Here is a 17,280-nt window from a genome sequence, read left to right on the forward strand (position 1 = left end):
AAACCGCCAAAGCTAATGGCCTAGAACCATCGAGTTACATCCAATACGTACTCGACCACATTGCCGACGCGGATACTTTAGAAAAACTCGAAGCGCTATTGCCTTGGAACAGGGCGAAAGCAGGCTAGATTAGCAGGGCAAGACAAACCATTTTAGAGGGCTAATATAAGATCGCTTACGAAATAGGGCTAAAATGCCGCCCTAATTATCATCACTAGATCAATGGGTTAACCATGGCCATAAACGCAACAACTCACCCAACTGTGCCAACGCACTATGAACCTTAACGTCACCATCCAAGATGGGGAAATGTGGCTCTCCAGCGAAAGCGGAGAATGCGTACTGCATCCCGTGTTTCGCTGAGCCTTCGGTTTTTCATAGATCTCCATATAACAATCCCCTACGCGTCGATCACGAGTAGGGGATTTTTCTTTTCATTTTATGGTGTTGTGACCGAGCTATCAGGCGTCCATTTATAACCTACGCCTTCAGGATTCCACAGATCCGCTTCACCATTCGGGAAGACACGAGAACTTCGTGGATTGACAATGCCGTCGACGGTGTAGGTTTGCCATCCTAACGTAAAGGAAGTTTCCGCAATATTATCACCGACAGTATCGGATGGGGCACCTAGACCATCATATACATTAGAATAGTCATAGAACCCATCAGTAACATAACTATCACTTAAAAATATATTATTTGATTGAGTAGAGTAATATGAGTAATAAAGCGCAACATCACTTCCTTCTATATAGACATCACCAGAGCCGTAAAACATATTCAATATAGAATTAAATATATTTGATCCACCCCAGTCGGACTCAAGCTCTTGGACAAATGATCCACGAACACTCCCCCCTTGCGACAGACTCATCCTTGCTTTAACGGTTGAATTAACAACATCACCAGAATTAGAAATTCTCTTCGAAATATAACTTCTCGATATCCTACCAGCATTATAAATAGACATATTGATATAAGATGCTTCAATTAAACCATAATTAAATTTGCTAGCTGAACTACTACTATCAGATTTAATATCACAGTTTCGAATAATCGAACCATCATCAACATTAAGGTACTCCGACATAACATCACAATTAATTATTGTGGAATTATTTACATAAAAACCTTTAGCAAGATCAAAATCTACACCTTTATCCCAGACCGAATCCATTATAGTTAAAGATGTTTCTTTAGATTTTATCTTTACACTATCTTTCAAAGAAACCCGAACAAGGTTTACACTGTAAGGTCCTGCCAATATTACATCACCATCAAAATTCTCATATCTGCTATCTATAATTTCATCAGTCAATGATTTTGTAATAGGCAAGTGATTAGAATCTAAAGGATCATACTTATTACCAATCTCTATTGAGTCATCAGCACCATCCCCATCACTATCGACAAGAAATGGGTTGGTTTTTAATTCAATTTCTCTCTCATCAGTTAAACCGTCTCCATCATCATCCTGATCAGAGCTATCTGGAATACCATCCATATCATTATCCAACTCAGTATCAGGGTGCGAGCCTGCATCAATAGGATCGTAAATCACACCAAAAGTGGCTGCAGATGACCAGTCTTCTTGTAAGTCGCTATAACCATCCCCATCATTATCGTTATCTCTATAATCTGGAATGCCATCATTATCCCAATCCGCATTATAAACATCAGCACTCGTAATAATTGGATATAAGTGCGTGTTAGATTCTTTATCTGGCACATAGCCAGTTTGAGCAGCAATTAAGCCAACATCTACACTACCCCAATAGTTCTGACTAACATCTAAAATTTCAAAACCAGCAAGACTTGTCTCAATATCTAAAATAGAAAACCTCATAGATACTCTAGCGTCGTTGCTATTTGTTGATAAAATAGTTCGATGAAACTCAGTGTTTTTTATAGATAGTGAATAGTTAGAGTTTATATTGCTATCTTTTATTACACTACCTTCAACTCGACTAACACCACTTGCAGACACATCATTAAGTTCACTCCCAACCAAAGAGGATAAATCATATATAGTAACATTTGAAATAGATGAGTTTTCAATGCTTTGGATGCTAATATTCAAAACACCTTCCGCACTAACAATTGATCGAGACAAATTACCAATCATGATAGAATTTGAGTCATTATAATAGCTATAAGAGTCAAATTTCATACTAGAATACTCTAGCTCAGATACCCTAAATCTATTCATGGAATTCAAAACAACAGTAGAGTTAGAGATGGATGTATTAGTTTTACTTGCCGACCAATATTCTTCATCATAATTCTCAATATTAACAAATAACAAATCAGAATAATTGAGATTAATGTTTATCGTATTTAACTGACTATAACCATCCATATACATTTCAGAGCTATTATTATCGACTAACAAACCAGATTTAAAATTGGATGTTGGAGGTTCAGAGACAATAGAAACAGGGTTTCCATCATCACCTAAGCCGTTAAAATTCCCTCTAATTAACATGTATATATCTGGATCAATAAACTCAACTTGAGTACCGGGAAGTAAATTCAGCGATGCATCCGATTGAATCAATACATTATTGGTAATCTGATAAGGAGACCGTGAACCTAACCAAAGGGTATCTACGGTCATTACTGCGCCATTAATCTCTGTAGGACCAGCGTACTCGGCCAACGGGGTTAATGACACAGAACGAGTTTGGTCACTCTCTTTGCCATCTGAATCTAACCAAGTGACACGGTAGTCATAGGTTTGACCGTTACTAACTTCTTGATCCAAGAAGTAGCGCTGTGACGATGGCAATTCAGTGAGTAAGGTGAAGTTCAGGTTGTTTACACTACGGTACACGCGGTAGTGATCAGCATCGGTCACTTCATGCCAGATCAAACCATTTTCACCGGAGCCGGCGAGTCCTTTTAGACCCTCTAATGCTGTCGTACTAGGCTCAGCCTCGGATTCAAAACTGACAAGATCAGAGGCACCATCGTCTACTTCAATAGTGAAATATTGTTTCCCGTCGCCCTCTAATTCGAGACTAAAGGATTGAGATTCCTCAGTGATGGTAATCACTTGATCCAAATTGAGCGGGTTAGCGCCATATTTGACCATCACAGTCGTCGGCTCGTTGGTCTCGAAGGTCAACGTCATTCCAGTTGAGCTTGTGCTGGTCAGCACATTAGAGATCACCGGTGCGGTTTGCAGAACAATATGCTCTGCTGTCGTCACCGCATCCTGATTATTCGCTCGATCGGTAAAGGAGATGTCGATTGGCGCATTGACTTCATCGGCGGTGTCCACCTTGTAGATCAGTGTATAAATGCCATCATCTGCAGCCTCATCGCCCTCTAGGCCTTGGTCATTTAACGCTAGTTGATTAAACAACCCGTTTACGGAAGCCATGACCTGACCACCGCTTTCGCCGGTAGCCACGGTTAAGGTCAAGGCATCACCCAGTTGAGTGATTTGATTAAGCGAAATATCACCGATCTGAGCATTGCGGTCTAATACAATGGAAGCAGAGGATTTCGCCAGCGATTGATCCTGTGCATCAAAGAATTCGACCTCTACAGTTTTCGCACCATCCGTACCATTAAACGAAATGGTGCGCTTAGTATTGAGCGTGTAGCTGTAGGATTCTTTAGCAAGCGTTCTCCTAGCGCCATTTTCTGTAATGGCAATTTGAATCTTGCTCGCGTCACCATTCACAATATCTAGCTCGACTTCTGCAGTATTGGTGTAGCTCGCTTCATTATTGATATAAACAAAGGCATTACGCAGGTGAATGACGCCTAAATCGAGCTGGCTAATCCCTTCTTTTAGGGATAATGCTTTCTCAAAACTTTCCCATGTGCCACCGGGATAAGTAACCAATAGGTCATATTCCCCTAGGGAAAGATCATCAAAGGTAAAGTAACCATTGGGGGCAAGTACCGCCTCAATGACTTTAGAGCCTTGCGTTAGGGTGATCTGAGCGTCCGCTAACGAGGCCACATTATCAACAATTAAGTTACCGGATACTTCCGCGCTAAGTTGCGTCATAGTCTGCTCAGCGAGATTGGTTGTGTCACCTGCAGTAATCGTTAGCGAGCGATCAATCGTCACACTGGCCATATGATCACGCTCGATCACAATCCCACGGCTATAGACACGGGCAGGTAGGTCAAATGACCACTCGCCTAAGCTATTGGTCTCAGTAACGTACGATGTATTGAGGATTCGGACTTGGGTACCGGCATGACTTTTCGCCCCAGGTAGAAGCACTTTTCCTTTCAACGTACCGGTATTCTGGAAGGGATTTGAATCATAGATTTGGTTCGGGTTGTTCATATCCCACCACACACCAACATTGGTAGGATCCCAGATGCCTTCTAAAGTCTGATATGGCTTAAGATCAAAAGCGCCATAAATTGGTGCAGAAGCTAGCGCATTAATGCCATCTACCTTGATTGTACCACTGCTGTAAGGAATCTCTGTGGTCGCTTCTCCATCCCCATTTTGGTCTACAGGAGAGCCTAGCTCTGTATAAGCGGAGCCATCTGGTAACTGGATATAGCTACCATCTACAAAGGCATTGCTATTAGATTTCAAAATGATATCTGAGTTAATAAATGAAGCTCTTGTTCCCTCACACCTCCAGTCGAGTACGATTGAGTTCAAAAACTCTACACTGCTATTCCCTGAGTAACAGTCGGAATAGCTTGATGCGACAAAACTATCCTTCACTTTCGATGCTTTGAAGCTGAAATAGTACGGATGTTCGTAAGAGGCTATATAGCTATTTCTTATTTCACCATTGTAGTTTGAGATATCTCTAAATATATATGAGCTATCAATAACTCCTTTCGAAGTATCGCTATAGCTGTATCCATATCCATTGAGTGATGCCAGAAATGACTCACCAATAAATCCATTATGCTCAAATTGGTTTGAAACCACATCGGATTTATATATAGACGATTGTGAATCTACATTTAAAGTATTCGCTTTAATTCTTGAGTAATTCAGGATGGTATTGCTTAAAGATAATGTTGACCTGGAGCCTGTGATAATGAATGGCAACTCTTTACTCGCATTGATGACTGAGTCTTTTAAGCTAATGCTCGAATTCTCGAATACCTTCAACTCAATGCCCTGAGATACTTTGGCATCACGAATTTCAAGATTGCCTACAACCAAGACAACACCCGTTGAGTTTTTAAACTTCGCTATATTTTCTAGGTTAGTCACACCTGCGAGCGGCAAGTTATTCTCATCCGTCGGATCGTAGTCGTGCTTTACTTCAGTCGCATCATCGATCCCATCTGCATCACTATCCACTAGCCATTGGCTGGTGAGTAAGACTTCTTCTTCGGTGTTTGATAGGCCATCGTTGTCGTTATCTAAGTCGCTTTCATCAGCGATACCATCCATATCCGCATCTTGCGCTGTTTCTGGTTTTGACCCGTCATCTAGAGGGTTAAATACCACCTCAAATTCTAGATCAGACTCTAGGTACTCTTGTAAATCACTGTAGCCATCGTTATCACTGTCGTGATCAAGGTAATCGGGGATGGTATCTTGGTCCCAATCTGCAGCCTTCATTTCTGTTGAAGTCAGAAGCGGGAAAATCCAAGTCTTGTCTGTGCGGGTATCTGCCAATGATTGAGCCATCACATCAAGCACATATTGCTCACTGCCCATCTCAATGCCAGATTTAGGTTCCCAATAGTTCCAACGTAGGTCGTAGGCAATATTTTGACTTCCATAGTCATCCAAGTAAGAATAGACCTCTGTCGAAAGCGATGATTGTGAGTCAAAGAAGTTAAAGTGAGAAACAGCTCCTTCTGACATCCCGAATTCAGTATTTGAAAAGGTATTACCAAATGCTTTTTGATAGCCAGCCTGCCCATTTTTGACAACAGAATTCTCGATTAACTTGGTGCTTATTCTGGAGCCGTCTAGGCTTGAGTCAGTAATACTGTCTGAATTCACAGCCAGATTCTCGACCACAGCTGATCGAATCGTAGACGCCGTTAAATACGCAGGGTGGTACCCATTAGGATCTTTTGGCGCTTTAACTTCTGAGTTAGCCAATAACGAAGCAGTCAGTCTACCTTGGTTGAATGAGACGTTACTTTCCTTTAACGATCTCAAGGTCATATTAAAGTCACTTCCACCATTGATAGAAGCATTACTCAAATCCACACCCTTTTCACCGGTGATATTGATATGGCTAATATCTACACACGCTAAGGTGTTGTTAGTGGAATTGATGGTGAACAGGCCAACGTTTCCTTCCTCAGCGGTCAATCCGATTCGATTGCTTTCTGTGCCATAACCATTGAGTTGACCATCGACCTGAACCTCAATTCCGGAAGCAGCAAACTCAAACTGCGTGCCAGGTAATAGGGATAAGCTCACACCTTCGGAGATTTTCAGCTTTTTGCTGAGCTGATAAGGTGAACGAGAAGCTAACCAAATAGTATTCGTGCTGAGTACCCCACCTTCGAGCTGGGTCGGCCCGGCTAAGTCTGCACTAGGCGTTGCTGCCACAGCCGAGCTGTGCTCACTTAAGTTACCATCTTCATCAATCGCGAGAACTCGATATTGATAAGCCTGCCCATTAATAACTAAAGCATCTAGATAGTAGTTTGTTTTAACTGGAGTCTCACCGCTGTGGCGTGTGTAAGAAGTACCACCATCTTCTGAACGGTATATTTCATAACCCGATGCATTATCGACATTGTCCCATGCTAGCCCAACTTCACCATGACCGGGGAAAGCGGAGAGACCTTCAACAGGAGGTGGGGCTAACTTGCCTTGACCCTTGTATACCGTGCGGTTACCGGAGTTATCTGACGCAGTAAGACGATAAAAGGTTATGCTGTCTTTCGCTAGTCCAGTAAGGTCAACCTTGTGGCGATTACTGAGATCTATTGAAATCTCTTTTCTGATATCAAGAGAGTCAACACTGGAGCCGTACTCAATAAAGGACGTCGCCACTTCATCGGTTTCAAAAGTGACCGTCATTTTTCCTGTTTTTAAATTTGAAGAGGTATCAACATTTAGGATGCTCGGACTAGTCGATAACACTAGCGAATTCGCGGCTTCAACACTGATGCTGTTGCCTGACTTGTCCACGATAGACGCTACCGGTGTCACTTCAAAGTCATTCGAAGTAGTTACAACAAATCGACGCGAGTAGATGCCATCATTAGCGACCTCGTCACCATTGGAGCCGTTATCAACCAGAGGCAGATTTGCAACTAATCCTGAGATAGTTGCCTTAACTGTCGCATTTTTTTCGCCGTTAAGGTCGACATTTAAAAGCAGCGCATCCCCCTTGCTCGCACGAGTTGTTGTCGTAAAGCGGTTTACGTTCAACACGGTATCTAGCTCGATACTGTCTCGTACATCCGAGAGGGGTGAATCGTTAATATCTTTCAAACTGACTTTAACGTCCTTCACGCCGTTAGCAGCGCTTAATTCAAAGGTGGTTTTAGCTGAGAAAGCTTGCCATTCACTGGTCACAACACCGTCGGTGATTTGCATATAAGCGGCGTCTGAGCTACCAATTTCCAAATCAACAACACGTTTGTTAGTAAAGGCAGCACCCTCATTAATTTTGAGGTAGCTTTGACGTAAGTTAACGGATTCCAGTTCGACGACCTGCTGGCCCACACCAATAACTACATCACGGGAAACGGTTTCCCACCCACCCTGCTCACAAGAAGCCGTGAGTCGGTATGACCCGAGAGCATAATCCGCCAAACTCAACGCAGTCTCGCCTTCTTTTAAGACGTAAGACTTGGCAAAACCTTTGTTATCGTCACTCGTTCCTTTGATATCGACATTGATCGTTGAACAGCTTCCTACGGCAGATAGGGACAATTCTGCGTCGCCATATTGCTGTTGTAGCACCACGGACTCCTCGGCGTAGACACCGAATTCTGTCAGGGTAATCGCATGATCTTTTTGAATATCGTTAAAAAGACGTTTGCTGTAAGTGATACCTTGGTAGTTACCAATCGGGGCAGCAATCGTCCAATTACCCAAGGCATCGGTGTAAGTCGAGTAGTTGGTGTCTGCTAACGTCACCTTAACACCGCTGTGATTCGCAGCCCCTAGCAAGGTGACATTACCGCTGGCGTGCCCAAACTGACGTTTTAATTCAATGCTGTAGGGCAAGACATACTCTGGCTGATCTTCAGGCAACACCACTGGGATATAGAGTGTTTCCACGCCAGAGCGTGTTAATGAAATCTGATAGTTTCCTGGATTCACACCACTGAAGAAGATGCGCCCCTCTTTATTGGAAACAGCCGTTTTAGAAATTTCTCCCGACAGTATGGCTTGTACGCCACTAAGGTCGTCTAGTTCGGGAATCGACACATCAAAGGTGAAAGAGTATTCAGGTAATTCAATCGTAGACAGCGTCGTGGTTTCGTTCGCTTCCACGAGCACACGTTGTGATTCACCTTGGTAACCGTTTTTAGTGAATTGAAGTTGCTTGGAGCCAATAGGCACATTAATAAACTCGAACTGCCCATTCGTATCTGTAGACTGGGCGTATCCATGCCCCAGTACAGTGACCTGTGCGTTGGCGATCGGAGCATCATTTTGGTCAACAAGCTTGCCTTTGATCGCACCATAAATCGGCTTTAGCTCCACTGCGTCAACAACATTAGCTCCACCCGCCACAACCGTTAGCTTCTCTTTGGTAACTGTAATATGGCTAGAATCGGTGAAGTTCAGTGTGTAATCACCTGCAGTGAGGCCATTCAGAACGTACGCGCCATCTCGTGAAGTAATGGCTTCTTTGTCAGTACCCTCTACTGAAACAATAATACCGGCATGATTATTTTCTCCCATCTTCTCTTCAAATAGCGCGTAGCCGCTGAAACTACCCTGCTCGGGTTGTACAGGGGTCAGTGTAATCGTACCTACGGACACCGCTTCAGCTTGCTCAACCGTCACATTTTCTATTTTGGCGCTGTTCAAATCATTAGCGAAGGCAATAAAGCTGTACCCTTCTCCAACTGGCAATGCTGGGAATTCAAACGTACCGGCGCTGTTTGTTAGGCTAGTGTAGATATTGCCTTTGGCATCTCGAGCATAAACAAGAATATTGGCGAGATTATCTAACAGAGTGGCTTGAACTTGGCCTGACGCCTTGCCTTTAAGCGCGTTAATTTGCAGGGTAATGTCTTCATTTTCACCCGACTTGAGTGAGATCGTTTTTAGCTGGCTTACATAGCCCGGCGCAGCAATCAATATAGAAATCATCCCGGCGGGCTGTTGCTCTAGGCGAATAAGGCCATTTTCATCTGCCGAACTGCTTCCGCCGGCGCCACTAAGCACCTCAATCGACGCGTTTGGCAGGATATTCCCATCCAAATCTTGTACCGCGACCTCGATGGAAGCCAAGGGAGTCAGATCTGTTGTTTCAATATCTTTTGTGACCATTGTGCCGGCGCTGACAGCGATATCGTTTAACTGAACCCCTTCTTCTTGATTGGTGTAGCTAAGTGAATATTCTGCACCGGCAGGTACCTCTATCTGGAAGCTGCCGTCATCCGCAACGGGGATTTTCACTGCTTTCGACACAGGTGCTAAAACATCGGATGCCTGTGAAGACCTTGCTTTGGCGACTTCATTTGCTTGAATGGCCAAGGCTACATCGTTGGGGGTTAACCACAAGTCCCCAGTCTGACTTTTAATGGACTTAGTCGCTACACCTCCCATGAGTGTCTGCAACTTTTGCACTGGGAGCTTGCCAGCAATAACGCCTAAATTTGAGGTGGAGAAAACAATCTCTTCTTCAGGTTCTGCTCCTTGGCAGAAGGTGTGGGTTTGAGAGATTTCAGATACAGATAAGATTCCGTTTGCGTCGCTATCTACGCCGATATGTAGACGGGTAGCTCCATTCGCACAGCTAGTATCGGAGACATTGGTTTCTATCTTAAAGGTTGGCGTGGAACACACATTGTAGGAATGCTGAACTTCGTCATCATCAAGCACACCATTGGCATTCTTATCGATGCCGGTGTCCAATTTCTCACAGTTTTGAGCATCTGCTTCATAACGCTTAATCGCAATGCCGTTAAGAAACTGAGTTGTAGAATTATTGTTTGCATTGGAGTAGGTGGTATCACCAGAACCCGAGCCGCCACAGCCAACTAGAAAAAAGGTAAGAAAAGTAAGAGATATGAAAGTGCGAGCTGCCATAGATTCCATCCCATTATTAAACAAGTACACCGTTTACTGGGATAGTCTGGCATTTAAGACAACTTCGACGTCCTAGTAGGCATTTGGTGATATTATAAGCATCTAGTTCGTCTTAAACCAATAAAATTTTCAAGCAATATACCAAAGGTATATTTGGTAGGATGTGATGAAGTACATAACTGACCGAGGTTGGCCTCTTTCAAAATTGAGAAGAAGCCAACCTATGAAACAAACATCTCTATAAAAAGTTAAGTCCAGATTGTTACTCTTTTACTGGGGCAACACCGAGCCACTCCCCGTATCACTACTCTCACTTCCGCTATTACTGCTTTCAGAGTCCAGCAGGGTACTGATGGAAACGGAGATGACGTTCTTCTTGTCCTGTGCACTGCCACAGTAGAAACGAGCGTCATTGCCATCGGCGATGGCGACACCATTCCAAGCAATCCCACCACTACACACTTGGCCCGCTGTCGGCACAGTCATTGCTGTCGGGGTTGTTGTATCTTGGCTACTGTTCGCAAAATTGGCGTAAGCGATACCGTCACTTTGAGAGGTAACGTAGAGCGTACCATCGATGGCTTCCATATCCGTTACCTGCCAGTTGGCTGCGGCATTGCCCCAAGGGTTATTAAAGATACGGAACCCTTGATCACTTGAGCGATTCGTTGCCGCGTAATAACGATAAGCAAAGACGCGGTTACTCATCACCCCACCATAGGCATAGTGACGCTTGGCGATATAAAGCATGTATTGATTATCGCTGGTTTGCTCAAGTTCGATATCCAGAATTCGATCTCGGTCTGCTTCCCAAGCAGCTACAGGGTCACGATCGAGATTTTTTGCGCTGTCCCATCCAGCTGAACCTGCACTCCATGTTGAGTTAGATTCATCTTGGGACATAACGAACAGCATTTGCATGATCTCACTGCGAATGTCGGTATCGCTGTTCACATTCACCTGCTGGGTCGCAACGAATAGACGGACGGTGGTGGAGCCATCACTACGAGCTTCAGTGGTGATGTCCGATAACCCGCGGCACTGGTCAATTTGATAGGTTTGAGAATCGACAGTTCTATTGGGCAATGGTTGAGTAAGTAACGCATCAGTACGCCCCAGCTCCCTTACTACAAACTCGGTAGCACCGTTATTTTCTTGGCAATAGGCATAGAAACGCCCATCCCCAATTGCAAATGGTGTGACATCGCTTCTGTCATCGGTGGTAGATAACGATGCCCATTGAGTAAAGTCTACGGAGTTGGATTTGCTGTAGGTCGATGCGCTGTAAATCTTGGCGCTATAGTCTGCTGTATTCGCGACACTGGTGAATAGAATACCAGCATTGCCAGAGCCGATTAGTGCTAAATCCTGTAGCTGGCTGTTGTATAGCTAAAGTCTTGATGAATGGCGGTATCCACCCGCACCGTATTCTTTGCTGGTTCCTCGATAGGTTCCTGTGGCGCAGGCTCTGGGTCAGGAGTCTGTTCTTCACTCGGAGGCGTGGTCTCTTCACCCGGATCGGTTGTTGGTTCTTCTGGAGCAGGGTCAGGGGTTTGCTCTTCACTTGGCGGCGTAGTGGTTTCTTCTCCTGGTTCTGTAGTTGGCTCACTAGGTTCCTGCGGAGCTGGGCCAGGGGTTTGTTCCTCGGTAGGCTCGCTCGGCCCCTTCGGCAAGACCACTGGATCTTGCTCCTCATTAGGTTGTGTAGTTTCGTCGTTAAGCTGTTCCGTATTTTGGTTATCTTGACCTGCCGACTCTGAGTTGGCGCTGTCGGTTGTCGTCCCTTCTCCTCCACACGCCAGCAAACTAGCACTCAATATAGCCGTTGCTACGACCTTCCCCATTAACTTTTTATCCATGATCTCTTCCTCTCGACCTAAAAGATTGACTGTCTGGTTATGTTATCCAGCCAAATTTTTGGCCTCTTCACCCAAAAGGGTGAAATTCACCTATAAGAAACAAGAATCGGGTTGCGACCTATCGCCAACTGCGACACAGTTGGTCGATAAAGAGGAGTGACCCATGTCTAAACACCATCACTATCAGCTCGTGGCAGATGCCATTGCTTATCTCACCGAGCATGTGAATGAGCAGCCACCTCTGTCCGCTTTGGCGAAGCACTTGGGCTTGAGCGATGCGCATCTACAAAAGGTTTTTTCTGAGTGGGTCGGCATATCCCCAAAGCGTTTTATGCAGGTACTAACCAAGGAAGCTGCTTTAGCGGCACTACGAGAACAACACAACACACTGGATGCCGCCGCCAGCGCTGGGCTGTCCGGCACTGGGCGCTTGTATGATTTGCTGCTCACCTGTGAAGCCATGACACCGGGGGAGATTCAATCTGGTGGAGCCGGGCTAGTTATTGAGTTTGGCTTTACCGCGACGCCATTTGGTGAAGCACTCTTGGCCTGGTCACAGCGTGGTTTGTGCTTTTTACAATTCACCGATGATCGGGGAGACGAGACACTAAAGTTCTGTCGGAGCCAATGGCCTAATGGAACGTTCCGGGAAAACCCAGCTCAAGCACGCACTTACGGGGAGCAAATTTTTAGTACTCCGCTGCGCCGGGGCAAGTTGCACCTGTTGCTAAAAGGCACCAACTTTCAGGTAAAAGTATGGCAGGCCATGATTAATACCTCGCCGGAGCGCTTGTATTCCTACGGTCAGATCGCTCAGTTAATCGGCCAGCCGAATGCTAGCCGCGCGGTCGGTACGGCGCTGGCACAAAATACCATTGGCTATCTGATCCCTTGTCATCGGGTGATACAAGCCAGCGGTAATGTGGGTCAATACCGCTGGGGGCCAACCCGCAAACAAGCTATACAGGCTTGGGAGCTGGCTCAAAGCAAGAGCGACCAAGATTAACGGTTTTCTAACCGGTTATAGTCTAAAACACCGGCAGTATTTGGATGTTGCAGATGATTTAGTCGCGCCACTTGGTCACTTACTTGCCAGAAAGCAGGATCGGTACGGCGCACACCATAGTCGTCCAATAACTGACTGTAGTCCTGGGCGGATACCATGGCTCCGACGCGATTGACGAACTGGGGTAGATCCGCCTCCGCTATTCGCAACAGCACATTGGGGTAGTCACCAATGACCCCATTAGCCACGACTAAAGTGTCTTCGTCCGGTGCCCGAGAAGACTCCTCATCCAACAAACTGGTGATATTGTAATGGGCCTTATTGTGAATCAGGCTAACCAGTTGGGCCCCACCATCGGCTTTGTCCACCAAAACCAAGGCCACATTAGGGAAGTAACGTAAGCCTTTCCCCTGTATGGTTTGCAAGCGTCGCCATTCCCGTTTGGCCACTGGGCTTAGCGCCATTTGATCAATATCGTAAGAATGATTTGCCACATCGGCGACCCGTTGCTGCAACAGGCGATGTAACTGATCTAACGGGGGATGATCCGGCTGATAGGTGATTTGACTATCCCGCTCCACTTTAATGAGATCAGAGAAAATATAGTCCTTAATAGTCTGATCCGCTTGGCGATACCAATATTGGCGCACCTGCTCCCGCTCCGCTTTAGGCAGTAATAAGAGGAAATTCATCTCCCCTTCCATTCGTAAAAAATCCATATACAGGCGGGTTACAAGCTGATGTCCCACATTGCCATAAACATCAAACCCAGCCACCAGCAAATAGTGAATACGCTCTAGTAATGGATAGTCGATAACCCATGCGGTCTTCGGCTGAGGCCCTACCAAGCCTTTTACCACCGAGGCATTGTCAAAGTGACGAAAGACCGTCAATGCCGCATTGTCGTTGTTACCGTCCCCATCCCAGACAATATTTTCGTTTAATACTAGGCGCTTAGAGCGTTCAATTAGCTTGGCTTTGGCGGCCAGATAATCCCGTTGCTTTTCCGAATAGCTCACCCAGGACGCCACCGGAATCGCGTTGCTACTTTCTGCGGCAGGTAAATCTAAATGGGACGCCTGGCGGGAGAGGAAGTCTCGCCCCCGTTCGTAACCCAAATCGGGGGACAAAAAGTACACCCAAAATTGCTCATTAATCACATTGACCGCCACCTGTCCCCGACAAACTGGCCCCTTAATAAAGGCCATGATGGTGTCTTGGGCATGGTCAAGTAGAAAGCGGTAGCGACCTGTTGCTGGCAACGCCGCAAAGGTTTTAAAGGGATTGCTGGCGTCTTCTTCCGCATAACTTGGCAAGGTTGTAATAGGTTCCGGCACAGACCATAAGTAGGAGTACCAACGCTGAAAACGGGCGTCGGTTAGGTCCATAGGAATATAGTTTTTCTGTACGATGGTTTGCGGATCAAGCACTAGGCGGTAATACACCCGCTCTACTTTCGGGTCATCATAAGGGCGACGGGTAGCAATAATTTGCACTGGCTCTCCTGCGGGAGTACGACTGCGCACCAAGCGAAAACGCTGGCTACGTTCCCCATCCAAATACAAGCTGTAGAGATAAATATGCTCGTAAATATAGCGACTCGCCAACTGGGAAGTCAGATCGTCCCCATTAAAGCGCTGCTCCCATTTTGTGACTCGTGCTTCAGTTACTTCATCTAGGGGAGCGACATCGGGGACTTTTCCACCCAATGCCAGCCAACGGCTAAGTACACCGAACTCTTCATCCGTTAATGCGGGCAAGCCATAGGGCATGCCACCGGTTGGAATAGCGGCAGCATACTGCTCATATTCTTCGATAGAAGGGCATTGCTGGGAGCGACTCAAGGAGAAGTCATAGTCATCCGCAGGCAAAATATTGGTGGTAAATTCTCCTTGCTGACGCCGCAGCGCGATGGCTTGAAACAGCACGCTAGCTTGCAAATTCGCTGCGGGGCTTTGGCTGCGTTCATTTAACACCGGATGAAAACCTTGGCGACGCCAATCGTCTGGCGTCTGACCATCAAAAAAGAGTCGTGTCGGCGGCTCCGCCAATAAACGTGTGCCATCGTAAACCGGCACCTTACTAGCACCACGTTCGATACCTGCTTTGCTATTGAGCTTGAGTTGGCAAGGTGCATCATAGCAGGCGTGGCAGTTGATACAGCGACTGTTCAGAATGGGAGCGACTTCTTCGCGATAGAGCTGGGCTTCTTGATCCGACAAAGTCACCGAGCGCTGCTGCGTCGAAGCAGGGCCAAATTGTTGATCCAGCTGATGAGTGGCATAGACGGCACAGCCGGACAACACCAGTACCAACAATAGTAATAACCCGCGCTTCATAGCAATTCCCTCGTAATGGAGGACTAAGACTAAAAGGCAACCCTGTTCCGGTCTAGGCTTTTGCAGGTATTTGTCAATTTTTGCCTTATAGAGCGCCAAGTAAACTTTACCGATTGTCAGCGCGATTCGGCTTTTCGCTCTAACCTTGCAGCTCCTTACACAATCCCATTATCTCACCGCTGAATGTCAACAAAGCTTTACAGAGGGTTTGCGCCACCATGACACACAAAACGCTCGCCATCACTCATACTTCACCTATCGAATACAACACACAGCGACAGGTGAACGAACATGAAAAACTCAATGAAAAAAGCAGCGTTAGCAACCACTCTTCTACTAACTAGCGCAATGGCGACCAGTGCATTCGCGTGGGGCGGCAAAGATCATGACGACCGTGATCGTCGTGGCTACGATGATGACCGTGGTCGCATGGAACAGCGTGACGAAATGGGTCACAGCGGCATGATGGGCGGCTTTGATAAGCGAATGGCAGACCGTTTGGCTTACGAGCTCGTACTAGATGCAGACACCACAGAAAAGGTCAAAACCCTATTCGCTGAAGCAGGTGATGAGATGAAATCCATCCGTGACCAAATGCGTGACCTGCACAAAGCCAACCGCGACATAAAACCAAGTGATGAAAACTACATCGCCACCGTCACGGCGAATGCACAAAAAGGCAGCGAGTTGCACGTAAAAGCCATGACCAAAATGGCAGAAACACAAAAAGCGCTTTACGCGCTACTTACCCCAGAGCAAATTGCCAAGCTAGAACAAATTCAGGAAAACGGCATGATGCACGGCAAACGTGGCGGCAAACATCACTAATTGCCAAAACCAATACCAAAGCCCGCTGATTTGAAATCAGCGGGCTTTTTTGCGCTTACAGATCAAATTGAGACGGTATCATCACCACATCACGAATGGTGATATGACGGGGCCGAGTTAGCATAAACAAAATAGTCTCGGCTACTTCACTGGCTTCCATCAGGCTGCCTTTGGCTTTTGCTTCTGCCAGTTTTTCCTCTGGCCAATCAGACAGTAATCCCGTAATTACAGGGCCTGGGGAAATAGATCCCACTCTAATGCCATGTTTACAGACTTGTCGGCGGGTGGTTTGCACAAAACAATGGGTTGCCCATTTCGAGGAGGCATAAACCGGTTCCCAAGGGGTTGGGTAATGCCCCGCCAAAGAACTGGTGACCATAATGTCACCGGTGCCCCGCTCGATCATATGGGGTAATACGGAGCGTACGTTTTTCATCACCACATTGATATTAAGATTCAGCATTCGATCAATAGCATCTACATCCGCATCCACCAGATCTCCACCCACATACAAACCTGCGTTCGCGTGGAAAATATCGATCACTCCGGTCAACGCTAATATATCTGGAACTAATGCCTTACATTTATCCGCATCCAACAAGTCGGTGGCATAAGGGATCAAGGCGGCACCATGCTTTTCCTGCAACCTTGCTAACGCGTTTTCATCCCGATCCACCACCACGACCTTGGCACCCGCTGCAATCATCATTTCCACACTGGCTAAACCAATGCCAGATGCACCACCGGTTACCACCGCAACCTTTCCTGCTAATGGCTGTGTCATAACTGCCCCTCTCTTATGGTTATTCTAATTGTTCAACAATACAGCCAATTATGGGGGGAAAATGGGGTGGGCATTAAACCTTGCTTGCGGGGAACTGATACTAAACTGCTGAATTGAGAACGATGTAAAGCAAAATGACTATAAATCTAAGAAAAAAGACCAGCCCGAAGGCTGGCCAGAGTGTCGATAAACCCCAGCTTTTTGTTGGGGTTTTGTTTTTTATGGCATTAAATTTTAAAAGTGAACTCTCGATAGCTGGATTTAGTCAG

The 17,280-nt window shown here is 45.9% G+C and carries 8 protein-coding genes and 1 pseudogene; 4 read left to right on the forward strand and 5 right to left on the reverse strand.

From position 1 onward, the window contains the following. Positions 1-128: transposase domain-containing protein (locus FJM67_RS15530; RefSeq protein WP_140588298.1), on the forward strand; the 128-nt coding region annotated here is incomplete at its 5' end. A 130-nt stretch (positions 129-258) separates the two neighbouring features. Further along, a pseudogene (locus FJM67_RS15535) lies at positions 259-363 on the forward strand (YaeQ family protein); the annotation flags it as partial. Positions 364-439: 76 nt separating this feature from the next. Here FJM67_RS15535 and FJM67_RS15540 read toward each other — a convergent pair. The 3 genes from FJM67_RS15540 to FJM67_RS15550 all read right to left on the reverse strand — a co-directional run bounded on the left by FJM67_RS15540 (position 440) and on the right by FJM67_RS15550 (position 12,054). Then, positions 440-10,195: a carboxypeptidase regulatory-like domain-containing protein gene (locus tag FJM67_RS15540; protein ID WP_181161525.1), complete on the reverse strand. Its 9,756-nt coding sequence runs from the start codon at positions 10,193-10,195 to the stop codon at positions 440-442. Positions 10,196-10,465: 270 nt separating this feature from the next. Next, complete coding sequence (locus FJM67_RS15545; RefSeq protein WP_140591220.1) at positions 10,466-11,281, reverse strand: hypothetical protein; 816 nt, start codon at positions 11,279-11,281, stop codon at positions 10,466-10,468. 275 nt (positions 11,282-11,556) lie between these two features. Continuing rightward, entirely contained in the window at positions 11,557-12,054 is a 498-nt protein-coding gene (locus FJM67_RS15550; RefSeq protein WP_140591222.1) for a hypothetical protein, read from the reverse strand. 163 nt (positions 12,055-12,217) lie between these two features. On the opposite strand from FJM67_RS15550, the gene FJM67_RS15555 reads away from it, so the two are divergent. Further along, positions 12,218-13,060 (forward strand): methylated-DNA--[protein]-cysteine S-methyltransferase, encoded by an 843-nt coding sequence (locus FJM67_RS15555; protein WP_140591224.1) that lies wholly within the window; start codon positions 12,218-12,220, stop codon positions 13,058-13,060. Here the strand turns inward: FJM67_RS15555 and FJM67_RS15560 are convergent. Beyond that, positions 13,057-15,399 carry a fatty acid cis/trans isomerase gene (locus tag FJM67_RS15560; RefSeq protein WP_140591227.1) on the reverse strand — a complete coding sequence of 781 codons (2,343 nt, stop codon included), beginning with the start codon at positions 15,397-15,399 and terminating at the stop codon, positions 13,057-13,059. The genes FJM67_RS15555 and FJM67_RS15560 overlap by 4 nt on opposite strands. 291 nt (positions 15,400-15,690) lie before the next feature. Between FJM67_RS15560 and FJM67_RS15565 the strand changes: the two genes are divergently transcribed. Continuing rightward, positions 15,691-16,227 carry a Spy/CpxP family protein refolding chaperone gene (locus FJM67_RS15565; protein WP_140591230.1) on the forward strand — a complete coding sequence of 179 codons (537 nt, stop codon included), beginning with the start codon at positions 15,691-15,693 and terminating at the stop codon, positions 16,225-16,227. 55 nt (positions 16,228-16,282) lie between these two features. Here FJM67_RS15565 and FJM67_RS15570 read toward each other — a convergent pair whose 3' ends face one another. Next, positions 16,283-17,011, reverse strand: a complete 729-nt coding sequence (locus FJM67_RS15570) for an SDR family oxidoreductase (RefSeq protein ID WP_140591233.1) — start codon at positions 17,009-17,011, stop codon at positions 16,283-16,285. Positions 17,012-17,280 lie beyond the last annotated feature (269 nt).

Source organism: Maribrevibacterium harenarium (assembly GCF_006385675.1).
GTDB lineage: Bacteria > Pseudomonadota > Gammaproteobacteria > Pseudomonadales > Marinomonadaceae > Marinomonas > Marinomonas harenarium.

Coding starts and splice junctions, on each gene's coding strand:
- FJM67_RS15540 (WP_181161525.1), bottom strand. CDS start 10,195: ATGGCAGCTCGCACTTTCATATCTCTTACTTTTCTTACCTTTTTTCTA.
- FJM67_RS15550 (WP_140591222.1), bottom strand. CDS start 12,054: ATGGATAAAAAGTTAATGGGGAAGGTCGTAGCAACGGCTATATTGAGT.
- FJM67_RS15555 (WP_140591224.1), top strand. CDS start 12,218: ATGTCTAAACACCATCACTATCAGCTCGTGGCAGATGCCATTGCTTAT.
- FJM67_RS15560 (WP_140591227.1), bottom strand. CDS start 15,399: ATGAAGCGCGGGTTATTACTATTGTTGGTACTGGTGTTGTCCGGCTGT.
- FJM67_RS15565 (WP_140591230.1), top strand. CDS start 15,691: ATGAAAAACTCAATGAAAAAAGCAGCGTTAGCAACCACTCTTCTACTA.
- FJM67_RS15570 (WP_140591233.1), bottom strand. CDS start 17,011: ATGACACAGCCATTAGCAGGAAAGGTTGCGGTGGTAACCGGTGGTGCA.